General features: G+C 32.7%; 27 protein-coding genes. 22 read left to right on the top strand and 5 right to left on the bottom strand.

The genetic code is table 11. The features are described from left to right. Nucleotides 1–65: 65 nt before the first annotated feature. The 8 genes from DZ60_RS0112415 to DZ60_RS0112375 all read left to right on the top strand — a co-directional run bounded on the left by DZ60_RS0112415 (nt 66) and on the right by DZ60_RS0112375 (nt 4,967). Nucleotides 66–368 carry an HNH endonuclease signature motif containing protein gene (locus DZ60_RS0112415; protein WP_025742393.1) on the top strand — a complete coding sequence of 101 codons (303 nt, stop codon included), beginning with the start codon at nt 66–68 and terminating at the stop codon, nt 366–368. A 192-nt stretch (nt 369–560) separates the two neighbouring features. Further along, the gene (locus tag DZ60_RS0112410) at nt 561–938 is read left to right on the top strand and encodes a hypothetical protein (RefSeq protein ID WP_025742392.1); all 378 of its coding nucleotides are present in this window, start codon (nt 561–563) and stop codon (nt 936–938) included. 12 nt (nt 939–950) lie between these two features. Next, nucleotides 951–1,616: a hypothetical protein gene (locus DZ60_RS0112405; RefSeq protein WP_025742391.1), complete on the top strand. Its 666-nt coding sequence runs from the start codon at nt 951–953 to the stop codon at nt 1,614–1,616. Between the two features lie 10 nt (nt 1,617–1,626). Further along, nucleotides 1,627–2,016 carry a hypothetical protein gene (locus DZ60_RS0112400; protein ID WP_161634400.1) on the top strand — a complete coding sequence of 130 codons (390 nt, stop codon included), beginning with the start codon at nt 1,627–1,629 and terminating at the stop codon, nt 2,014–2,016. 15 nt (nt 2,017–2,031) lie between these two features. Then, entirely contained in the window at nt 2,032–2,562 is a 531-nt protein-coding gene (locus DZ60_RS0112395; RefSeq protein WP_025742389.1) for a hypothetical protein, read from the top strand. A 9-nt stretch (nt 2,563–2,571) separates the two neighbouring features. Then, the gene (locus DZ60_RS0112390; protein WP_025742388.1) at nt 2,572–3,630 is read left to right on the top strand and encodes a type I restriction endonuclease; all 1,059 of its coding nucleotides are present in this window, start codon (nt 2,572–2,574) and stop codon (nt 3,628–3,630) included. An 11-nt stretch (nt 3,631–3,641) separates the two neighbouring features. Continuing rightward, nucleotides 3,642–4,019 carry a hypothetical protein gene (locus DZ60_RS23015; protein WP_025742387.1) on the top strand — a complete coding sequence of 126 codons (378 nt, stop codon included), beginning with the start codon at nt 3,642–3,644 and terminating at the stop codon, nt 4,017–4,019. 324 nt (nt 4,020–4,343) lie between these two features. Continuing rightward, on the top strand, nt 4,344–4,967 hold the full coding sequence (locus DZ60_RS0112375) for a hypothetical protein (protein WP_034229572.1): 624 nt from the start codon (nt 4,344–4,346) through the stop codon (nt 4,965–4,967). 643 nt (nt 4,968–5,610) lie between these two features. Here the strand turns inward: DZ60_RS0112375 and DZ60_RS0112370 are convergent. The 4 genes from DZ60_RS0112370 to DZ60_RS0112355 form a co-directional block, all read right to left on the bottom strand. Continuing rightward, complete coding sequence (locus tag DZ60_RS0112370) at nt 5,611–6,063, bottom strand: hypothetical protein (RefSeq protein ID WP_025742384.1); 453 nt, start codon at nt 6,061–6,063, stop codon at nt 5,611–5,613. Nucleotides 6,064–6,118: 55 nt separating this feature from the next. After that, nucleotides 6,119–6,550: a hypothetical protein gene (locus DZ60_RS0112365; protein WP_025742383.1), complete on the bottom strand. Its 432-nt coding sequence runs from the start codon at nt 6,548–6,550 to the stop codon at nt 6,119–6,121. A 184-nt stretch (nt 6,551–6,734) separates the two neighbouring features. Then, nucleotides 6,735–7,205: an RNA methyltransferase gene (locus DZ60_RS0112360; protein WP_025742382.1), complete on the bottom strand. Its 471-nt coding sequence runs from the start codon at nt 7,203–7,205 to the stop codon at nt 6,735–6,737. A gap of 105 nt (nt 7,206–7,310) precedes the next feature. Further along, complete coding sequence (locus tag DZ60_RS0112355; RefSeq protein ID WP_025742381.1) at nt 7,311–7,811, bottom strand: DUF456 domain-containing protein; 501 nt, start codon at nt 7,809–7,811, stop codon at nt 7,311–7,313. 264 nt (nt 7,812–8,075) lie between these two features. Between DZ60_RS0112355 and DZ60_RS0112345 the strand changes: the two genes are divergently transcribed. The 12 genes from DZ60_RS0112345 to DZ60_RS0112290 all read left to right on the top strand — a co-directional run bounded on the left by DZ60_RS0112345 (nt 8,076) and on the right by DZ60_RS0112290 (nt 18,109). Next, nucleotides 8,076–8,444: an energy transducer TonB gene (locus DZ60_RS0112345; protein WP_025742380.1), complete on the top strand. Its 369-nt coding sequence runs from the start codon at nt 8,076–8,078 to the stop codon at nt 8,442–8,444. A gap of 143 nt (nt 8,445–8,587) precedes the next feature. Next, nucleotides 8,588–8,947, top strand: a complete 360-nt coding sequence (locus DZ60_RS0112340; RefSeq protein WP_025742379.1) for a BlaI/MecI/CopY family transcriptional regulator — start codon at nt 8,588–8,590, stop codon at nt 8,945–8,947. Nucleotides 8,948–8,949: 2 nt separating this feature from the next. Then, complete coding sequence (locus DZ60_RS24270; protein ID WP_025742378.1) at nt 8,950–10,299, top strand: M56 family metallopeptidase; 1,350 nt, start codon at nt 8,950–8,952, stop codon at nt 10,297–10,299. A 150-nt stretch (nt 10,300–10,449) separates the two neighbouring features. After that, nucleotides 10,450–10,929 carry a hypothetical protein gene (locus DZ60_RS0112330; protein WP_025742377.1) on the top strand — a complete coding sequence of 160 codons (480 nt, stop codon included), beginning with the start codon at nt 10,450–10,452 and terminating at the stop codon, nt 10,927–10,929. Between the two features lie 80 nt (nt 10,930–11,009). Next, nucleotides 11,010–11,567, top strand: coding sequence for a crossover junction endodeoxyribonuclease RuvC (gene ruvC / locus DZ60_RS0112325; protein WP_025742376.1), 558 nt, complete (start codon nt 11,010–11,012; stop codon nt 11,565–11,567). A gap of 227 nt (nt 11,568–11,794) precedes the next feature. Continuing rightward, complete coding sequence (gene hemW / locus DZ60_RS0112320; protein WP_025742375.1) at nt 11,795–12,931, top strand: radical SAM family heme chaperone HemW; 1,137 nt, start codon at nt 11,795–11,797, stop codon at nt 12,929–12,931. Nucleotides 12,932–12,949: 18 nt separating this feature from the next. After that, a complete protein-coding gene (locus tag DZ60_RS0112315; RefSeq protein WP_025742374.1) occupies nt 12,950–13,750 on the top strand; it encodes a class I SAM-dependent methyltransferase in 801 nt (266 codons plus the stop codon). Then, nucleotides 13,747–14,502 carry a cyclase family protein gene (locus tag DZ60_RS0112310; protein ID WP_025742373.1) on the top strand — a complete coding sequence of 252 codons (756 nt, stop codon included), beginning with the start codon at nt 13,747–13,749 and terminating at the stop codon, nt 14,500–14,502. The genes DZ60_RS0112315 and DZ60_RS0112310 overlap by 4 nt, the downstream gene beginning before the upstream one ends. 162 nt (nt 14,503–14,664) lie before the next feature. Continuing rightward, on the top strand, nt 14,665–15,282 hold the full coding sequence (locus DZ60_RS0112305) for a DUF4230 domain-containing protein (RefSeq protein ID WP_025742372.1): 618 nt from the start codon (nt 14,665–14,667) through the stop codon (nt 15,280–15,282). Between the two features lie 222 nt (nt 15,283–15,504). Further along, complete coding sequence (locus tag DZ60_RS0112300; RefSeq protein ID WP_034229570.1) at nt 15,505–15,918, top strand: GNAT family N-acetyltransferase; 414 nt, start codon at nt 15,505–15,507, stop codon at nt 15,916–15,918. Then, the gene (locus DZ60_RS0112295; RefSeq protein ID WP_025742370.1) at nt 15,915–16,271 is read left to right on the top strand and encodes an MmcQ/YjbR family DNA-binding protein; all 357 of its coding nucleotides are present in this window, start codon (nt 15,915–15,917) and stop codon (nt 16,269–16,271) included. The genes DZ60_RS0112300 and DZ60_RS0112295 overlap by 4 nt, the downstream gene beginning before the upstream one ends. 68 nt (nt 16,272–16,339) lie before the next feature. Continuing rightward, the gene (locus DZ60_RS0112290; protein WP_025742369.1) at nt 16,340–18,109 is read left to right on the top strand and encodes a MutS-related protein; all 1,770 of its coding nucleotides are present in this window, start codon (nt 16,340–16,342) and stop codon (nt 18,107–18,109) included. Nucleotides 18,110–18,146: 37 nt separating this feature from the next. On the opposite strand, the gene DZ60_RS0112285 is transcribed toward DZ60_RS0112290, so the two are convergent. Then, entirely contained in the window at nt 18,147–18,716 is a 570-nt protein-coding gene (locus DZ60_RS0112285; RefSeq protein ID WP_161634399.1) for a heavy metal-binding domain-containing protein, read from the bottom strand. Nucleotides 18,717–19,180: 464 nt separating this feature from the next. Between DZ60_RS0112285 and DZ60_RS0112280 the strand changes: the two genes are divergently transcribed. Both DZ60_RS0112280 and DZ60_RS0112275 read left to right on the top strand, forming a co-directional pair. Continuing rightward, on the top strand, nt 19,181–21,982 hold the full coding sequence (locus DZ60_RS0112280; protein WP_025742367.1) for a TonB-dependent receptor: 2,802 nt from the start codon (nt 19,181–19,183) through the stop codon (nt 21,980–21,982). A 31-nt stretch (nt 21,983–22,013) separates the two neighbouring features. Next, nucleotides 22,014–23,357 carry a hypothetical protein gene (locus DZ60_RS0112275; protein ID WP_025742366.1) on the top strand — a complete coding sequence of 448 codons (1,344 nt, stop codon included), beginning with the start codon at nt 22,014–22,016 and terminating at the stop codon, nt 23,355–23,357. Nucleotides 23,358–23,579: the final 222 nt, after the last annotated feature.

Raw genomic sequence — 23,579 nt, 5'->3', positions numbered from 1 at the left:
AACCACAAGGGATTCTTTTTTGATCGAGGTAAGTTTAGTCATTATTAATTTTAAAACTATTAAAAATGGCAAGAAATGAAAACACAAACCAAAATGGTGGAGCTTGGACCAATCAACAAAAGAAAGATGTTTGGAAAAAAGGGCAAGTAATTAGTGGCGAACCGGTGGACACCTGGAGAAAAGATAAATGTGGTAAAAAAATGAAATATTCTGAGCATGGAAACAGAAAATCAGATTATGGATGGGAGATTGATCATATTAATCCCGTAGCGAATGGAGGAAATGATGATGACAATAATCTTCAACCTTTACACTGGAAGAATAATGTTGATAAAGCTGACAAAACCAATTGGAGTTGCCCTAATTAAAGTTTTATACTAAAGAAACGTTTTTCAAATCTAAGCTTGTATAAGACAACAAGTTTTTGAATAGACCTCACAGGTTTTCGAAACCTGTGAGGTCATTTTATTTATAACATTTTGATGCTCTGTGGAAAACCACAAGGGATTGGTTTTTATGGTTGGTAAGTTTGGAATGTATTAATCTTAAAAAGAAACTTTATGGAAGTCCAATCAAATGATCCACATGATCTTTCAAACATTATTGATGTACAATGCATCAGAAAGGGGTACAAAGAGTATGATTATGAACAATTTATAACATATAATTTCATAATACATAATAAATCTGAAAAAGATATAAGAGCAGTTAAAGGTTTAATCTCATTTACAAACCTTTTTGGAGATGAAATTAATTCATTAGGTTTTGTATATGATGAATCAATAAAGTCCGGGAGAAAGAATAATTATAATGCCACTACTGATTACAACCAATATGTAGATAGAGATCGTGATTTGAAGAATAAAGATTTGAAGGATTTAAAAGTCATTTGGAAACCAGAAAAAATAATCTTCTCTGATGGTTCATCAATAGGATAAATAATAATACAAATGAAAAAAACAATACTCTTTCCTGCATTCGTATATCTAATTATTTCTTGTTCATCACCTTTAAATAAAAAATTCAGCGAAGAAAAAGCTGAAAAAGATATGCTCGAGATTAAAGAAAAATTGGATTCAACTGAATTAATGCTTTTAGCAGGTACAATGATAAGACTAAAACTTCAAGACAAGGAACTAGAAGGTATGACCTATCAAGAAATACTTGATGACGGTAAAAAATGGAAAACTGAACAAGATAAAATAGAAAAAGAACAGAAAAAATTAGCAAAAAAAGTCAAAAATGAAGAAGAAGAAAGGATTCGAATACTTTCCGAAAGTGTTATTGTCACATGCTATAAAAAAGGCTTTAGTAAATATAACTATGAGGATTATATAACCTATAAGTTTGCAATTCAAAATAAATCTGATAAGGAAATCCGAGCTGTTAAGGGTCAAATTGAATTTACAAACCTTTTTGGTGATAAGATAAAGTCTCTAAGTTTTGTCTATGATCAAGCCATCCAAGCTAATAGTGAAGCTACATGGAATGCATCAACTGACTACAACCAGTTCAATGATGGAGATCAAGCCCTAAAAAATAAAGACTTAAAGGATATTAAGGTAATCTGGAAACCAGAAAAAATTATTTTCTCTGATGGATCTACTATTGAATAAAATTAAAGTAATGAAAAGCTTGAGTCGAAAAATAAAATTCTTCATGGTTTCCTTGATAATACTCCTGTTAGTTAATATTAAATGTTTAGCACAACAGGTAGATTGTGACCACCTAATAGATTTTATTGAAATAAAAGGATATTATTATAGTAGTTTGAGCAACTATACTTTAGACTCTTCATGGTTATATAAAGTTACTGTATACACTTACGAGTATAAAACATTTGTAATAGCTGAAATTAAGAGAAATGAATACAATTATATAACAAGCACATATATTTTCTGTGGAATCCCTCCTTCCAACTGGAGTAATTTCCAATATGGTGGATATTACGATTCTGATTCCTATGGAGAACGATTTCACAAATATATCATGGATTATAAATGTGATTGTTATTAATCTAAAAGCTAAAAAATGAAAAAACTTCTTCTAATTACATTGCTATTAGTATCAAACACCATAGTATCACAAAGTCAAAAAATAGAATCTAATCAAAGTAATGCAGAAATATTTTCGGCTAAATCTGGAACATTAATTGAAAAACAATTCATTGACATTGGAAAGTCAAATAAAATTAATCTCCAAATAATAAAATATACCGATATGATTTCCGGTGATTCAATAAGTGCTTTATTAATTGAAAATACATCAAAAAATCAATACTATGCAGGAATGAAAGCCATTTTAGATTCAGATGAAATTGATGGGCTAATAAAATCAATAAAAATTATAAATGAAGAAGTACTGAATATAATCCCCAAAAACTATACTGAGGTCACATATAAAAGTCGTAGTGATTTAAAAGCTGGATGTTTTTGGTATAATAAAAAATGGAGTTTGTATATGCAACTTGATAAACGCGATTTCAAAACTAATATAAAACTTAATAGAGAAGAGATGTTAGAAATATCTGAGCTTTTAACCAAAGTAATTACACAGTTATAATAAAAATCAATGGAACTAAACAACCAACTTAAAGCTTTAGCTGATAAGATCGAGCAACTGAAAAATCAAATTGAAACTGAAGAGTCAACCAAACATGCGTTTGTGTTACCTTTTATAAACCTTTTAGGTTATGATAGTTTTAACCCAACTGAAGTGGTCCCAGAATTCACTGCTGATCTTGGATTAAAGAAAGGTGAAAAAGTAGACTATGCTATCTTTAATGATGGTAATCCGGTAATGATTATTGAATGTAAAAACTGGAAAGAAGACCTAAATATTCATAACTCTCAATTAGCAAGATATTTTCATGTTACTCATACCAGGTTTGCTCTACTTACCAATGGTGTTGAATATAGATTCTATACAGATCTTGACGAAACCAATATTATGGATCAAAAACCCTTTCTCGAATTCAATGTTACTAACCTAAAAGAGAATACGATTCACGAAATATCAAAGTTCCATAAATCGAATTTTGATATTGATAAAATAGTGAATAATGCCAGCTCATTAAAATTTACCAAAGAGATTAAAAAAATAATCAATGGTGAATTACAGGAACCTACTTACAACTTTGTACGATTATTTGCTGGTCAAGTATATTCTGGCCGATTAACGGAACGTATAATGGAAGAATTCAGCGAGCTAGTAAAAAAAGCATTTAATCAAACCATTAGTGAACGGGTTAACGACCGTCTAAACTCAGCCCTTAATAAGGAAACCGAAAAACAGCAAGAAGAAGAACTTGAAGAGGAAGAAGAGATTAGTAAAGTTATCACTACAGAAGAAGAATTAGAGGCTTTTCGTATTGTAGTAGCCATTTTACGAAGGAAAATAGTAATAAATAGAATTGTTCATAGAGATACTCAATCTTATTTTGGTATCCTTCTCGATGATAATAATAGAAAACCTATTTGCAGACTTCATCTAGATGGTAATAAAAAATACATCTCTCTTTTTGATCAAAACAAAAATGTGCAGCGAGAACAAATTCAGTCGATAAATGATATTTATAGCTTCGAAGAACAATTACTTCAAACTATAGATTATTACGAGCACGAACAATAAACCTATATCCAATGAAAAGAGTAATATTTCTATTCTTATTACTTTCTATATTCTACCAATCCAACTCCCAGAGTAGAGAGACAAGTCTTTATCTGAGAGAAGAGCTAGTACACCACAGAGATAATTTGCTTAAACAAGCACAAGAAATACAATCAAAAATTGATGCCTTAGACAAAAAGTTAGGTAATGAAACGCAATCAACCAATACAGTTCAGTTTTTTACAAAAACCGCAAAGTATAAAGATGGTAGTTATTCAAGATCTGTAGAACGTAAAAAACAATATAAAACAAAAACTACAAAAACTTATTACCGAGGACCAAGAGGTGGTTGTTATTACATCAATTCTAATGGTAACAAAACCTATGTAGCCAGAAGTATGTGTAATTAATCAATCATAAGTGTTAAATTTAATTCACTGAAAACCAAACGAATGATTATAAAACTACACCAATATGAAAATGCTAATATTAATTTCACTAGTGCCACTCTCCTGTTCAATATATGGACAAGAAGCAAAAACAGTAAAAAACATAAACGAAAAAAAAGTTTATATATGTAATAGCTTAACTAGCAAATCTTACCATTATAAAAAACACTGTCAAGGTCTTTTAAAATGTAAAGACACCATTAGAAAAGTGTCGCTTAAAAAAGCCATAAATTTTGGACGTGTTCGTTGTGGATATGAAGCAAGGACCGAGGAACAATTTTGATTATGAACAAATGTAAACGTTGTGGTGTCTATACCCGTAGTAACAATCCTATTTGCTATGAATGCTATGTGTCTTCTGGGAGCAGGTATGTAAGAGGATTTAAGAATTATTCGTTTGAGAAAACCCCCTTAAGATATATAAAGGGACATGTTGCCGAATCTATTATTCAGAATCTTTTTACAAGTTTAGGTTTTATTGTCTTTAGGTATGGCGTTGAAAATAATCTAACGTATGTAAATGAATTTCTAGATAACTCAGACTTTTCAAAATCAGAGTTAAGCATATTGAATAGCAGACCTGACTTATTGATATTGAATAAAGAACAAAAAAAGTTATTTTTCACAGAAATAAAATACAGATGGGATGGAGTATTTAAATATGAAGATCTGGGAAAAAGTTATAAGTATAACAACACCCATATTATTATTTTAAGCAATAAAGGTTTTAAATGTATAAAAGCAAAAGAATTGAAAAAAATTACTATCAAGGAATTAAATTCAGCAAAATATGATTTATGTGAAAACAAAGAATTCAATTTAGACAAAGGTTTTGTAAAGCTAATGGAAGAGCAATCAAAAAATATTTTTAGCTCAATTAATGAAATAAGCCACATTTCTACAATATAATGACGGTATGACGGTATATGAATTAAAAGAGCATTTTAGTAAACTTGCAAATCCCTTATCTGTTTACTCCCCGACCCAAATCCAGCATAACAAATAATTAGTGATATCCCAACCTAGCTTTCTTTGTTTACAAGTAGCTTTCTTTTCTAACACATCAGAAATTTGATAATCTGCTTCAGGATATAAGGATGGGATCTTAGACCCGACAGTTCACATCAAAATACTATAAATTTATCTGTTGCACAAAACCCCAGATTGACACTCTAAGTTATGTAAAATAGAATTTTTACAAAAACTTTGATTTACTGATAATTAACTCACAATCTTCCATCAAAAGTTCGATAACTGTCTCTCCGCCCGCACCAAAAAAAAAGCTTCTCTTAATCGAGAAGCTTTTTTTATATCTGAAAGTCTGATGTTATTTTTGGGTTAAGAGCACACTCAAGACATAATGCCAAGAGATACGAACAACTTAATCCCTTTAGACATTTTTTGTACTTATCAGTAAGTAATAAAGGCTGGCATTTTCTTACTTTCTGCGCAGTACTGCCACCGCTGCTAGGGTGAATGTATAAAATGAAGTGAAACGTCCATATTTGCAGCTGTTGAAGGCTGTTATAGATTTTCTAATGCATAATCTGGGTTAAAGATGTAAAAAAATAGAAACTACCTGGTATGATTTAGTATCAATGGGTGATATGGTTATCGGTGTTTTTTTACCATTCGTAATAAGTTCTCCTTTTTCTGACCACCTAAAACTTAGCAAATCAGTACTTCCTTGCCCTAGACTATCTACCGTTGCTACATGATATCCATACGTATCAGTGACCTCATTATTCTCTATTTTAAAGAAGCCTCTTCGGTTTGATTTATGGACCATTCCCTCTTCCTTGTCAATTTTTGCAACTACTTGCCCTTCTTTGTCATAAATATCCCCAGTCGGTGATATGCGGATAAGGATCTCATTATTCAATGTTACCTGACACTCAGAAAAATCTAATTTCACCTGCTCAGTTTGACAAAAAATGAATGCCGGAATACATAATAGTAAGCATACTGATAATTGTTTTGGGAAGAAAGTAACTGTGTTTTTCATATATAAAGAGACATCATGATTTTAGCTTCCTCTGGCCTCAAGTGAGGACTGAGCATTACATATACAAAACCAAACAAATAGAGGCTACCTGAAAGGTATTTTGATCCACAGGCTCTATGCGAATACTTGTTTTTTCGCCATTTGCCAAAAATTCTCCCTCTTCGGACCACGTATATGTATAGTATTTATCTTTTCCGCCCCCATTCTCATCGATGGTTCCCAGATGTGTTCCTGCTGCATCTACCACCTGATTGTTATTGACGCTTATAACATCTAGTTTTTTATCAATATCAGATATAGTCCCTTCTTCTTTACTAATTTTGGAGACTAAAACTCCTTTATAATATACATCTCCATTATTTTGGATTTCTATATAAACTTCTTCGGCTACCATTATTTTACATTGAGAAAAATCAAGTTTAAGAGCCTGTTGCTGAGAAAAAATTAATAGCGGGATGTTGAGCAGTATTAATAATAATACTTTCATTTTTTAGAAGTTTTAATTGCCAGTCCAGCAAGACAATAATGTACTAAAGCCAACTAGTCTGATTGGTACATTTTAATGCACAATGAGCATAACACATTTTATAGTTAGCAAAACTAACCTATGCTCTTTATTATTTTCACCCTGAATTCAGTGAACATTCTAAATAAAATGCTACTCTTATTTTCTATTCAGCCTTAATAAATCTGGGTTTATCTATCCCTCGATCATACATAATAATACTACCTGCTACCGCCACATTAATACTTAGTTCTGAAGTAAATTGTACTAAGAAATGTGATTTTTCGATCGCTTTTTTAGAAAGTCCATGATCTTCTGCCCCTAATAAATATACACATCGTTTTGGGTGTTTAAAAGTTTCGAGAGCCTCTGCCTCTGATGCTTTTTCGACCCCAACCAACATAGCACCTTTGGGTAAATGTTTAAAAAAATCATTAAATGTGTCGTAATGAAAATATGGCATGGCTTTTACCGCATTGTGCGTATCACAAGCTTGTTTGGCATATCGGTTCCCAATAGTAAAAATAAAACTAGCTCCCATATTTTGGGCTGTACGCCATAAGACACCTAGGTTTTGAGGTGTCTTACCATTCTGAATCCCAATACCAAAAAATTCATTATCGAAGTTGTCAATCATACCGCAAAAATAGAAAAGATTGTCTTTTTCTGCTAGTACAATTATTTAGAAATAACACACATCTACTATACGTAAGACAAGTCCAGTCTAGAGTTATTAATCAAGTTAAAAGAAAACGCCCCAATGGTTATACACTTCTTTAACAAATAAAAACAAGAATGCTATGGATACAATAAACTTAAGAAAAGTACCGGCCAAAAACCCAATAAAAGAACCAAATGCAGCTTTTAATGCTTTAGAAGAATCCGTATTATCGTTTATAAGTTCTCCCACAAAAGCACCTGCAAAAGGGCCGATTATAATTCCCAGAGGCCCCATAAAAACAATCCCTACCAGAAGCCCAAGAGAACTCCCAATAATGCCATACTTAGTCCCCCCAAAACGCTTGGTCCCTAAGGCAGGAACTACATAATCAAGAATCCATACTAGTATTGCTATTCCCAATGTAATGCCTAAAAAAGACCAGTCTTTTTGAATAGTTTCTGTAAAATGCAATAATAATAAACCAAGCCATGATGTAAAAGGCCCTGGCAATACAGGAAGAAAGCTTCCTATTATCCCCACAAAACACAATAATAAACCAATAATGACCAAAGTTATATCCATACTTTTTTACTTAATATGACGAAAATATTTCTTTTTTGTTACGTAAATATGAACTTATTATCTCAGAGTAACATTCCTCCTCATACAATTTTCTTAATTCTATTTTATTCCCTTTTTTTGTTAGCAAAATACAACATAAGCTTTGTTTTTGATATAATCATACCCCTAAAACATGAAACCTTTTCTCCCTTTATTTGTTGGGTTAATGATATATCCTTTGTATCATTTTCACAAAATATTTTTACTACCCAGAAATGCCAAAACATGACCAATGATCGTACAAGGAAAGCATGTATCATTAAAGAAATTCAGGCATATGTAGATGCTAATTATGACATAAAATCGATAATACCCTATGCAAAGCCCGGTCCAAACAGAGTGTATGTCCGATTTAAAATTGATGCCGCAGGAAAAATAACAGATATTCAGGCAAAGAGTACGGCATTCGAATTAGAATTAGCAGCTATCGAAGTGCTACGATCTTTTGATGCTCTTGTTCCTGTAAAAAAGTCTAAAAATAAAGACACTGAAATTTCAATAACAGACGAAACCTATACACTTCCTATTGTGTTTACCGTTCAAAAAACACAACTCATACTTTCTGCAGAAAATAAAAGGATTACAGGAAATTAAACTGAAAGAAAAAATGATCTTATCTGTATGGATACTCTTTTTTTTGAAATTTATATAACTAAAAAATTAGTTTAAACTAATTTTTTAGTTATATTCGTGCTTCAAACTATGTTTTTAGTTTAAAACGAAATACAACATCTTTTATGAAACAACTTACAAAAGCAGAGGAAGAGATCATGCAATGGTTATGGCAGCTTAACGAAGCCAATGTTGCATCTATTATTGATAAAATGCCTAGTCCCAAGCCTGCATATAATACAGTGTCTACCATCATCAGGATTCTCGAAAACAAAGCATTTGTATCCCACAGAAAAGAAGGTAAAGGATACATCTATTTTCCTAAGGTCAAAAAGGATGAATATAGCAATCAATCATTGAATAAACTCATGAATAACTATTTTAATGGTTCTTTCAAAAATATGGTTTCTTCCTTTGTAAAAAAGAACGACATGAGCATAAAGGATCTTGAGCAAATTTTAAAGGAATTAAATAAAGAAAAATAAATATGACACCCCATTATCTATTTCAAGTTGTAGTATTTCAAGTATTTTTCCTAATCGTATATGATCTATTTCATAAAAAAGATACTTTCTTTAATTGGAATAGAGTATATGTAATTTTGGCACCTTTTGTATCGCTCATAATGCCATTTATCAAAATAGCTCCTCTCAAAACAGAAACGTCCCAAATATATGTGTCTAAATTAGAAAGAATTGTAACCTCATCTTCTGAAAATCTTATCAATATAAGTGTTACTAATCAAGAACAGTCAGAAACAAATTGGTGGTTCATATTCTACCTTATCGGTTTAGCAATATGTGCATTCTTATTTATTCTAAAATTGTATAAGTTAAAAATCCTTCAAAATTTTTCACTAAAAACAAGTCTAAATACTAGAAAAATAGTATTACTTCCTAATAGTAAACAAGCATTTTCTTTTTGGAATACCATTTATCTTGGTGATGCACTCAACAAAGAAGAGAAAGAAAATATCCTCACTCATGAAATCATTCATGTAGATCAAAAACATTCATTAGACCAATTGTGGTTTGAGATTCTTAAAATAATCTTTTGGTGGAATCCCATGATTTATGCTTTTCAATCGAGAATTACTGTATTACATGAATATATCGCTGATGATAAAGTGATCAATACCACAAGTAAAAACATATATATACAACAACTATTGAATGCTACTTTCCAAACACAGGAAATTACATTCGTCAATCAATTTTTCAATCAATCATTAATCAAAAAACGAATTCTTATGTTACAAAAAACCAAATCTAAAACTAGTGCTAAACTGAAGTACCTAACTATTATTCCTGTCCTTGCAGGAATGTTAGTCTATACTTCTTGCAATGAATCAGAAGTAAAAAAACAGAAAACAGAAATAGAAAATAAAAACGAAACCCAGACAGATATAGTACCCAAACTATCTTCTAAGAGACAGAACAAACAAGAACCAAAATGTCCGAATCAAAATGCTTCTTATGATAAAAATCTTGATAATTTTCTCAAGGTCACTTCGGGAAAGAATGCCGAAGTTATTCTGGATATTGTATCTATAGAAAATTTAAAAAGTGTACGTGCTATTCACTTAGATCGTAACCAAACATATTATGTTCGTAATATTCCTAGTGGAAAATACAAAGTGCAGGTTGCTTATGGTGAGGAATACAATGAAAAAATGGTAAATGGTACATGTAAGGCATTTTTCGAAAATGAAAAATTCACTGAAGAAGGAAATGATATCCTAGATTTTTATTCTGTAAAGACAGAAAAAGGCTTTAATGTTCCTTCTTATAATTTGTTATTAGATTTAAGAGACGAAGATGTTCGCGATAATTCATAGTCTTTATCAATATCAATTACTTCTGTTCTTAAACTAAAAGAACCTATTCAATTACAAAAACCGAAGGGAGTCCTTCGGTTTTTGTAATTATATCCTTTCCTTCTCTTAAAAAAATTATGTAGTTTGCCAATCTTAAATCATTGGTAAATAATGAACACTAGAAATTGGTATATTGGTCTCTTCATCTTTAGCCTGTTCTCCTGTGACTCCTTTGTACTCAAAAAAGAAAACAAAGACAAAATTGTAAAAGAAGAACTAGACAAATTAAATCGCAATGAAGTAGAACAGCCTCCCCTATTTAGAGCCTGTCGCAGAAAACAAGAAGCAGAATTAGTCGCTTGTTTTCAGAGTACAATTACGAATCATATACAAAACACACTTGCCAAAAACACATTTACCTTAACAGAAAGTATTCATGATACCCTATGGATTCCTTTACGCATTACCAAAGAAGGCACCATACAATTAGAAGAGTTTGAGCTACCTGATATCATCAAAACCCAAATTCCCGAATTAAAAAATAAGTTAGAAGAAAGTATCCAGGCCCTACCCAAAGTTAAACCTGCTCATACCCGCGGAACACCAGTAACAACCCAATACAAACTACCTCTGGTAATACATATAGATTAACTCTTACTTGCATTTACAAATAAACGTATCCTATTGTGTTCTTAAATGTGTAGCTTTGTTATATACTAAAAAACATCATATTGAGTAACGAAAAAATCATATTAGGTATTGACCCTGGAACCACAATTATGGGATTTGGACTTATTAAAGTACAAAATAAAAAAATGTCATTCCTTCAACTCAACGAATTACAACTGAGTAAATATGATGACCACTACCTTAAATTAAAATTGATTTTTGAGAGAACCATTGAACTTATCGACACCTATCACCCTGACGAAATCGCTATTGAAGCTCCTTTTTTTGGTAAAAATGTGCAATCTATGCTCAAGCTAGGGCGCGCACAAGGGGTAGCGATGGCTGCAGGTCTAAGTCGCGAAGTCCCCATTACAGAATATTCTCCCAAAAAAATAAAAATGGCAATCACCGGTAATGGAAATGCTACCAAAGAACAAGTAGCTAAAATGCTTCAAAATTTATTAAAACTAAAAACTCTTCCCAAAAATCTAGATTCTACTGATGGTCTTGCTGCAGCAGTTTGTCATTTCTATAATATGGGGCGTGCAGAAATCGTAGGCAAAAGTTATACAGGCTGGGCAGCTTTTGTAAAACAAAATGAAAAAAGAGTAAAAAAATGAGTTTTGATATCCAACAACTTATTTGAATACTAAGACTTACTTTTCCTACTTTTTCATTAAAGAAATCTATTACATAGAATTCAAATCAAAAAAAAGTAAAATTATATGGTTTCTAATAGTCCTGATATTTACCTTTATCGGATATTCTATATTTCTGGTTTACAAAAGAAAACAAGTAATAAAAAGAAAATTTAGTTCTAATTTTTCGAATAAAAACAACCGATAATTTGTCTGGTATCTATATCCATATTCCGTTTTGCAAGCAAGCCTGTCACTATTGTGATTTTCACTTTTCGACTTCACTAAAGAAAAAAGATCAAATGGTGTTTGCTCTGTGCAATGAAATCAAGTTACGCAGAGAAGAAATTGACGATCAAGAAGTGATACAAACCATCTATTTTGGCGGAGGCACTCCTACCGTATTACATACAGATGCCTTGCGATTTATTATCGATACCATTTATGAAAACTATCTGGTTTCTGATACCGTAGAAATTACCGTAGAAGCAAATCCTGATGATCTAACCGAAGAAAAAATAATTGCATTATTCAATAACAAAATAAACCGATTAAGTATCGGAGTTCAGTCTTTTTTTGAAGAAGATCTTAAACTAATGAATCGTGCCCATTCGGCTGAAGAAGCAGTAAAATGTTTATCTATTGCTCGGCAATATTTTAGTAATATTTCGATTGATTTGATATACGGCATTCCTGATATGTCCTTGGACCGATGGAAACAAAATATTGCTATAGCATTAGAACATGATATTCCTCATATTTCATGCTATGCATTAACTGTCGAACCAAAAACGGCATTAGAAAAATTAATACAAAAAGGAAAAATCCCTGCTGTAGACGATGCACTTGCTCAACAACATTTTGAAATCCTTGTACATACATTGCATTCAGAAGGTTTTATACATTACGAACTTTCTAATTTTGGGAAACCTGATTTTTTTAGTAAAAACAATACAGCATATTGGCAGGAAAAAAAATATCTCGGCATTGGTCCTTCTGCCCATTCATACAACAAAAAACAACGTAGTTGGAATATCGCTAGCAACCCCCAATATATAAAAGCACTAAAAGAAAACACCTTGCCCAATGAGATTGAAAACCTGAGCATTACGGATAGATATAATGAGTATGTTATGACTGGTCTACGCACTATCTGGGGAATATCTCTAACAAAAATAAAGCAAGAATTCGGAGAAAAACATGAAGAATATCTTCTAAAACAAGTGCAAAAACACATAGATGAACACCTTATAGAAAAAAAAGATAATACATTACGTATTACCAAAAAAGGAAAATTTTTAAGTGACGGGATTGCAAGTGATCTTTTCTTACTAAATTTAAAGTAATTTGGTTAGTATCGCATAATGGAAGAAAAATATGATCGTATCGGGACGAATTATAACAGGACAAGAAAATCAGACCCTTACCTATTTGGTAGATTATATGCACTTCTTAATCCTTCTATCAATAACACCTATTTGGATATCGGTTGTGGCACCGGCAATTACACCTCTCAATTTGCGAACAAAGGATATCAATTCATAGGTATTGACCCTTCTGAAGAAATGTTAAAAAAAGCCAGAAGACAAAATCAAAAAAGCACCTATATACTAGGTAAAGCTGAGCATCTCGAATTAGCTACGGCTAGTATCGATGGTATTATCGCCAGTTTAACATTACACCATTGGCAAGATCTTAACCAAGGGTTTTCTGAACTTAATAGAGTGCTAAAACCTGAAGGAACTATGGTTATCTTTACGGCAACGCCTAATCAAATGAAAGGATATTGGCTACATCACTATTTCCCAAAAACGCTAATAGATTCTATAGCACAAATGCCATCATATGAACATATAGATGCAAACTTACAAGCAAATGGACTCATCATTGTGAAGAAGGAAAAATATAACATACGACCAGATTTGCAAGATTTGTTTCTATATTCTGGAAAACATAACCCAAACCTGTATCTTGACCCAAACATACGAGAAGGAATATCCTCGTTCTCTTCATTGGCAAACGCAGAAGAAGTTAGAACCGGACTAGAAGCTTTGAATAACGATATCAAATCAGGAGAAATCCATAAAATTATGACCAACTATATAAATGATAAAGGGGATTATATTTTTATAGTGGTCAAAAAAAATGAGACACCCGTATCATGATTACTACTATTACACAAAACAATCAATTGTACACAATTGACTTATCAAAACCATTAGACATATCGATTCCTTTACGTGGCTCTAAAGAAAATGTAAATGCGTGGTATATAGATTCACCAAGAATTGAGCCCGTAACTACCGATAATTGGATAGGGAAAGTAACAGAAGGTGCCTCTACCAACTTTAATAACATTTACTTTAATCCTCACGGGCACGGCACCCATACCGAATGTGTGGGGCATATTACTCCCGAATTCTATAGTATCAATACTTTGTTACAGCAGTATTTTTTTAGAGCAGAAGTCATTACTATTCAACCAAAAAAACAAGGAGACGATACCGTAATCACAAAAGATCAGATTAAGCTAGCCATGCAATCTAGTCCAGAAGCATTGATTATACGGACACTACCCAATTCTGAGAACAAACGAAATGCACAATATTCGCATACTAATTGGCCTTATTTAACAGAAGCAGCAGCAATATATATTAGAACGTCAGGAGTAAAACACCTATTAATTGATCTCCCATCAGTTGATAAAGAAAAAGATGATGGCAAATTACTTGCTCACAAAGCTTTTTGGCATTACCCAGAAGCAACAAGGCATGAAGCCACAATTACCGAAATGATCTTTGTCGACTCCCAAATTGAAGATGGAATCTACTTCCTAAACCTTCAAATAGCATCTTTTGAGAATGATGCATCCCCCAGCAAACCTATTTTATATAAAATAATGCCTGAGCATTTATAAAAAATTGCTTCTAAACTGAAAACCCCATTTAATTAGAAATTCTGATTTTCAACAGATAACAATTAATCGTTTTATTTTTTTTGAGTATCCTATAAAACAAAAGCTGACAATTTTTCATCAAAGACTCTTAATCCGATTTATCAATATGTGTATCTTTACGTCATGGAGTTATTGTTTATAGGACTTTTGGGAGGCGCCATACTGGCTTATTTTATTTTTGCACGGTTTAATGCAATGAGAAATAAATCTTCAATACAAACGCAGTCCACCGTTCTGAAGGAAAAAATAAAAAGTGTTTGTAAACTTGTTACGGTAGAAGGAGATTTTGCCGAAATATACCACTATGAAAGTGTAAAAGAGAAATTTTTTAAGCTCTTATCCGGAACAAAAAAAGCCTTGATTATCATCGAAGCAAAAGCATATATAGGATTTGATCTATCAAAAGTTTCTATAGAAAGTGACATTAAAAATAAGCGTATTATCCTTACTCACTTTCCAGAACCAAAATTATTGTCTATAGAAACTGATTATAAATATTATGATAAAAAAGACGGATGGCTTAACCCTTTTACCTCATCTGACCTTACCGAACTCAATAAAGAAGCTAAAGAATTTATAGTGAATAAAATACCACAAAGTGGCTTGATGGAATCCGCAAAAAAGGAAGCTTTAATTGCAATTTCCCTTATGGAAACGCTGGCAGAAGCAATCGGATGGACATTGGATTACTCAGCACTCACTTTGCATAATTCTACAACAGAAAAAAAACTAATTGCATAAATTCTATTTCAAATAATGAATCTTTATAGGTTTCAAAAAATTACGTCAAACAAATTATAGGAAACACTACTCATAATCGATAACCCAGAGATGATCTTAAGAGGAGTTACTCCTAAAAAACCCTATCACTAAACAATTAACCACTTGATAATCAAACTTTTTTTAATAGAATAAAATATTGACAGAGCAACAATCCCATTTTAAAACAGTTAGTATAAAACAATGAGTATAGTTATTTCTACAGACATCAAAAAATTAGATCTTGATCTCATATATTTATTTTTGACAAATTCTTATTGGGCCAAAGGAAGAACTAGAGAAGAAGTAGTAAAAAGTATTAATAACTCACTTTCTTTTGGTGTTTTTATAAATAATAAGCAAATAGGATTTGCAAGAGTCCTCACAGACTATTGTGTTTTTGGATATATTATGGATGTATTTATAATCCAAGAATACAGAGGAAAAGGATATGCTCGGCAGTTGCTAGAATCAATATTAGAACACCCTGATTTGCAAAAAATACAAAGATGGATGCTCGCAACCAAAGATGCACATGAACTCTACAAGCAAGTCGGGTTTGAACCAATTCCTGATCCCTCTATGCTTATGGGAAAATTAATCAAGAAGAAAAAATGAATATAGAAACATTCAGAGATTATTGTCTTGCTAAAAAAGGAGTGACAGAAGCATTTCCTTTTGATGAAAGTACGCTTGTTTTTAAGGTTATGGGAAAAATGTTTGCACTTACTGGTTTAGACAGAATACCTTTTAGTGTTAATCTAAAATGTGACCCAGACCGCGCCTTAGAGCTTCGAGAATATCATCCAGAAATTACACCTGGATATCATATGAGTAAAAAACATTGGAATACTGTTAACTTTTCAGACAATTTGTCTACTAATATGTTATTCGAATTAATAGATCACTCGTATGAGCTTGTTGTGAGTGGATTAACCAAAAAATTAAAACAAGAATTAGAAAATCTTTAATACCAATAAACAGAAATTAAAGGAAGAGATTATCCTTGACACTTCTTCTTTTATTCTTTTACAATACTATGAACACCCCGCAACAATTTTATAAAGACCAGATTTCTAAGCACACTAAAGCTTCAAAAAAAGTAAAAAAAGAACTATTAATTTCTAGTTTAATACGACTTTTGATTTTTGCTACTACTGTAGTATGCATCTATTTTGGATACCCAAATACTCAAATTATTTTGAGTAGCTTGCTTATAGGAGTTATCACTTTTATATTTTTAGTAAATCGCCATTCTAAACTCACATACTCCAAAAAAAAATTACAAAGAACTATACGTATTAATCAACTTGAATTAGATGTTTTTAAAGGAGATACAGACGAACTAATAACCGGATCAGAATACATCAACCCCTCGCATCATTATAGCCATGATATTGACCTATTTGGCGAGCATTCCTTTTTTCAATATACGAACAGGACCACCACACAAGCAGGAAAAGACAAACTTGCAGAAATTCTCTCCGCGAATTCGATTCAGGATATAGAAAAAAAGCAAAATGCTATAAAAGAAATGGCTGATTTGCCAGAATGGAGACAAGATTTTAGTGCAATTGCATCCATGGTCGAGGTAACCGTACCCATTTCTAAAATTCAGAAATGGTTGCAAAACTACACTCCCTTTGTTCCTAAGATAATGCGAATCCTTCCTGCAATTATTTCTTCTATATCTCTTGTTGCAACAGTACTCCTATTTTTAGATGTAATTACTTTCACCATGTTTTTATTATGGTTTTTCGTCGGACTAATGATTACAGGAACACAGCTAAAAAAAGTGAATGCATTGTATGCTGATGCGAACAAAGTAAAAGACACATTTGACCAATACTACAAACTCATAGATAAAATTGAGAATCTAAACTTTAGCACAGCACTATTAAAAGAAAAACAACAATTGGTCATAAGCGAACAAGAAAAGGCCTCGCACCTTTTAAAACGGTTTGCCAGTATTCTCAATGCATTCGATCAACGAAACAATATGCTATTTGGAGTTCTTGCCAATGGATTACTATTATGGGATATTAGACAAAGTTATCTCATAGAACAATGGATTGGTAAAAATCATCACAAAATTGATCAGTGGTTCGAGGTTATTGCTTTTTTCGATGCCTATAATTCGTTAGGGAATTTTGCATTTAACAACCCTACTTATACCTATCCCCAAATAACTCAGAATGCTACCATAATAAATGCTCAAAACCTTGGTCACCCTATGCTCGATAGTAAAAAAAGAGTGGACAATGATATTTGCATTGACAAGGAGCACTTTTTTATTATTACGGGCGCAAATATGGCGGGAAAAAGCACATTTTTGCGTACCATCGCGTTACAAATAGTAATGTCTAATATTGGACTACCTATTTGCGCTACTTCGTGTCAATATCGACCTATCAAACTAATTAGTAGCATGAGAACCTCGGATTCTCTAAGTGATGATGCCTCCTACTTTTTCTCTGAGCTAACCCAGCTTAAAAAAATTGTAACTGCACTCAAGAATGATGAATACTTTATTATTCTTGATGAAATTCTAAAAGGTACCAATAGTAAGGACAAAGCTGCAGGATCTCGTAAGTTTGTAGAACGCTTGGTCGCTGCAAAAGCCACAGGAATTATTGCAACACACGACCTCAGTCTATGCGAAATTACCGAAGAGCTAGCACAGGTAGAAAATCGTTTTTTTGACGCTCAGATTGTAAACGACGAACTCTATTTTGACTACAAATTCAAAGATGGTATTTGTCAGAATATGAACGCCTCATTTCTCCTAAAAAAAATGGGGATAGTTTGACAAAACTACCTTATAAATTAAAAAAACTTAAGAGATCTTAAGAATGTGTTGGGCAATTAGCACATTTACAAGAATCTCCTTCACAAGTACAATTACCATCAGTATGAACTGCGCATGTCATTACTTTAGTATGCTCTTTACAATCAAGACATTTGCAAACAGCACCATCGCAGCTACATTTACCTCCTTTATGAGCATTACAGGTGGTTGATTTTCTATGATCAGCACAATTCTTACAAGAACAAGATTTCGGATTACAAACACATTTTCCGTCTTCATGTAATGTACATGTTATCTTATTAGTATGCTCTTTGCAATCAGGACATTTGCAAGCCGGTCCTTTACAACTGCATTTTCCATCTTTGTGCATTCGACATGTATTTCCTTTTTTTGAATCAATAACCGCCAAGTCCATCTTACAAACGGGGCAATTTACTTTTTCTACATAGGTCTTTCCTTGTTCGCAATTCATCGGACATTGATACCTTATCGTCCCTACTTCTTCAGTACTTTTAGCATCAACTTTTGTATCTGTTTTACAAGAAAAAAGTGCACACACACAGAATATAACCAGTACGGTTTGGGTACAAATATATCTTACATTCATCATCCTTAATTTTTTGTTAAAAGTACGAATTATATCTATTATACATGATTTTCATTCCTAATTAGACCTTTAAGCATGTGCAATAAAAACATATATTAGTCTATTAAGTTTACTTATATAGACTAATATATGTTACCCAAAAAAACCTCAAAAAACTTCGGGTAGTATGCTCAACACTAGAATTTAACACAAAAATTGCTTTAATTATATTTTTACATTACTTAGTAACTCCAACTTCTTCTTAACATTTACTAAAAATTGAGAAACCTCAACAATAGAGCGACTATTCACTTGTTTTCAATACATTAATATACCTCCTAACACACCCTTAATGTGAACAAAACATTCTCTAAACATAACACCGTAACAATTACCTAACATTAAAATCATAAAGGCTTAATTTTTGAGTAACCTCAACTTAACAATCCGTAACGTTATTTGCACCGAATTTTACGACACGTTAAATGAAAAAAGTTACAACGCTTATTGCGTTATTATTTACAGGAATACTTCTAGCACAAGAGACAGGTTCTATTTCAGGAACATTACTAGACAAAGAATCGGGTAACCAACCGCTTCCTTTTGCTAATGTTTTGATCAAAGGAACAACCAAAGGGACCACTACAGATTTTGACGGATTGTTTACCATCGATAATCTTGAGCCTGGTACATATACACTAGAATTTAGTTTTGTTGGATACGAGACTTTAGACAAAACAGGGGTTATTGTACAAGCAAATCAAACGACAACAATCAATGCTGTTTTGGGCGCGAGTGCAGCAGCGCTAGATGAAGTAATCATAAAAACTACCACCACCAAAGAATCAGAAACTGCTATTTTATTAGAACAAAAGAATGCAGTTACGATCCAACAAAAAATTGGTGCTCAAGAATTATCCAAAAAAGGAGTGAGTGATGTTGCTACAGGACTAACCAAGGCAACAGGTATCTCTAAACAAAGTGATAAACTATATGTTCGGGGATTAGGAGATCGATATAATAATGCATATCTCAATGGCTTGCCTATTCCTTCATTGAACCCAAAACTTAAATTAATTGACCTAGGAATATTCCCAACTGATATTGTAGAAAACCTAGGTATCTATAAAACATATGCTCCTAATATTTATGGAGATTTTGCTGGTGCCAGTGTTAATATTGACACCAAAGACAGACCAGGAAAAGGATTTCTTGAGTTTTCATTCAGTTCTGGTGTGAATACTAATGCCATTAGCAATGATTTCTTTTTACTAAATGGCGGACAATATGACCAATGGGGATTAGATGATGGATCAAGAAGAGTACCTATCTTTTTAGATATTCCTAATTATAGTTACGAAAGTACAGATATTGCTTATTATCCTTTTGACACTTCGTTTAACCCTAAAAAAAGGTTTAACGGCCCTGACGGTGGATTTGGTATTTCTGGAGGGAAATCCTTTAGTTTAGGTGACGTTCAGAAACTAGATGTTTTATTTACGGCATCGTTTAGCCAAGGCCATGAAACTGCTATAGATGGTATAGAAGCGGCATATAATACCGATGGAGAATCTACCGTAGGACTAGGTTTCTTTGAAGATGTAGATAGATATATTTACAAAACTAATACGACTGCTCTAGGGAGTGTTGGCTACAGAATTAATAGTGATCATAAACTATTATCAACTACACTATTTGTAAATGACACCAAAGATCAGCTCAGAGAATTTAGAGGTTTAAGTAGCGAAGATACAGATGTGTTTATACGAATCAGACGTGGTACCTATGAACAAAACAACATATTCACCCAACAACTTTTGGGAGAACACGATTTCAGCGAAGACAAATACGAACTAGATTGGGCACTAGCATATAATAGAGCTCAAGGATTAATCCCTGATCGTAGACAATTGGTTTTTACAGAAACAGAGAATGGATTATTATTAGGGGATGCAACAAGTCCCGACTTTGCCAACAATCAACGTTTTTATCAGGAACTTAATGAAAATGAATTTTCTGGAAAAGTTAGTTTTGATATTAATTTTGCTAAGAATGAGGATGACGAGTTTACAAACAAATTGACTTTTGGTACTTTCGGAAGAAAAAAAGAAAGAGACTTTGAAGCCAACCAATTAAACTACAACCTTAATCTCGTTAATAATATCAATGTAGATTTTGACAATCCTGATGCCATTCTAAATGAAAGTAATTTCTTGGCAGGGAACTATGTTGTACTAGAAAACCTGAATCCAACAAGAATTTATAATGCAGACTTTTCTAATCTAGGAGGGTTTACAAATCTGCAACTTGAGTTATCAGAAAAATTATTGGTCAATGGTGGTGTACGAATAGAAATATTTGAACAAAATCTAAACTACAGACCCTTCGGAGTTTCAGAAACCAGCGATTTTGAAAAGACAACAATACAAGAAACCTTTTTCTTACCAAGTCTTGATTTTAAATATGAAATCAATGAAAAATCGAACCTAAGACTTGCAGTTAGTAAAACGGTAACACTTCCCAAATTTACAGAAGTGGCTCCTTTCCTTGATGAAGATGTTACGGAATCTACTTTTGGTAATCCAGATTTATCCTATTCTGATAACTATAATGCAGATATCAAGTGGGAATTCTTCCCAGAAGAATCAGGGGAAGTAATAAGTACTACCCTTTTTGGAAAATACCTCGATAGTCCGATCGAAAAAATCGGAATCGCATCTGCCTCTAACTTTTTATCTTTTGGTAATACAGAAAATGCAGTTGTCGCGGGAATCGAATTAGAGCTTAAGAAAAATCTTGGAAATCTTTTTCAAAAAGAAGAATCTATTTGGAACGACCTTCTTTTTGGTATAAACACCACCCTAATGTATTCTGAGGTTACTATTGATGAAGATTTAATAATTAATAATGTAAATGTTGCACTAACAAATAATAAGAGACAATTACAAGGGGCTTCTCCATTCCTTATCAATACAGACCTTACATATTCTAAAGAAGTGGGAACTCATAAAATTACTTCAGTAATAGATTTTAACATCTTTGGAGATCGTATTTATGCTGCAGGAAGTAATGGTCGTGGTGATATATTCGAAAAAGGTTTTGGTACACTAAACCTAAATATTAAAGATCAAATTGGTAAAAATATTGAGATTAGCTTGAAGGCAAAAAACTTACTAAACCCTGCAGAAACAAGATATCAAAACCAAGAAAACTTAAATCAAGAGTTAACTACCTATCAATTTGATCGTGGTATCAATATTTCTCTTGGACTGAAATACAAATTATAAAAAATTGAACACAACTATAAAAAGTAAAAGAATGAAAACGAATGCTATTTTAATTGGACTATTAATAGGGACTTCAATTCTCTTTAATGCATGTACAATACAAGAAGATAATATAGGTGACGTTACCATTATTGAAGGTTCAGGAACCTCTTCTGAAGGAACGATAACACTAGAAGGAGAAATCAGTGAGGACCTTACTCTTAATTCTGATAATGTCTATGAACTTGTAGGAGGTGTATCTGTTAAAGATGGTGCAACACTAACTATAGAAGCGGGTACTCGAATTGTTGCAGGAAATACCGGAGGAGTATTTGCGTATTTAGCTATCGAACAGGGTGCAAAAATAATGGCAGAAGGAACTGCTAGCCAACCTATCGTTTTTACCTCAAATCAGTCTACACCTAATCCAGGAGATTGGGGAGGATTATTACTGGCAGGTAAAGCACCAATCAATAGAGGAACTACAGCGACTACAGAAGTTGCTAATCTTACCTATGGAGGAACAGATGCTTCTGATAATTCTGGGATATTAAAATATGTACGTCTAGAATATACTGGAGGAAAAATTAATGAAGATGCAGAGTACAATGGGCTTTCTTTGTATGGAATTGGTAATGGTACAACCTTAGAATATATCCAAGCCTTTAACGGTAATGACGATGGTATTGAGTTTTTTGGAGGAACCGCTAATCTTAAATACGCTATTGTTACTGGTTCTGGTGACGATTCTTTTGATTGGACTGACGGATGGGTTGGTAATGGTCAGTTTTGGATCGCACAACAAACATCAGTAGCAGGAGACAAAGGAATTGAAGCAGATAATTTTTCTGATAACCCGGGGGCAACACCTTTCTCTAACCCAACTTTATCAAACATCACCCTAATTGGTGCTGAAGATGGCGATGGTGAAAATAAAGGTATAGAGTTTAGAGCTGGTACAAAAGTACAATTGTACAATGCGATTATTAAAGCTTTTCCAGGAAAAGGTATCGAGGTAGACGATGATCAAACCTTAACAAACCTAAACAATAATGAAATCATTGTTATGAACTCTATAATTGACAATGAAAATTCATTTGATTTAGACCATGGTGGTGCCACAGTAGATTTAGCCGATTTCTCTGCATTCTATAACTATACAGTGGATGGCTCAGGAGATCCTTTTAATACCGCTGCAACTACAATCCCTGATGTTGACCCAGATACAGAAGAATTTGTTATTAGCGGTTTTACCGGAACATACCAATACACATCAGCTATAGACGGTTTTGACAACTTTGATCCTTCTACTCTTGGTTCTTTCTTTGATGCTGCTAACTATGTTGGTGCATTAGGAGAAGATGACAACTGGACATCAGACTGGACGCGTCTCTAAACAAAAAAGAATTTATATATACTAAGCCTGACTCTAAAAAGTCAGGCTTTTTTTATTATTAACTAAAATGAAAGCATGTAATTTCTCTCTACTACATTATCTAATATTAATCATTAATAAAACAAACCATTAAAAAATACTGATTATCAAACATCTATATTGAATCAACATAAAATTACGTTGGACTCTTACTTCAATATAATAAAAGGAACAAATTAAGTT

This window comes from Aquimarina pacifica, from assembly GCF_000520955.1.
Classification (GTDB): domain Bacteria; phylum Bacteroidota; class Bacteroidia; order Flavobacteriales; family Flavobacteriaceae; genus Aquimarina; species Aquimarina pacifica.
This window is presented reverse-complemented; position numbering and strand designations above follow the sequence as displayed.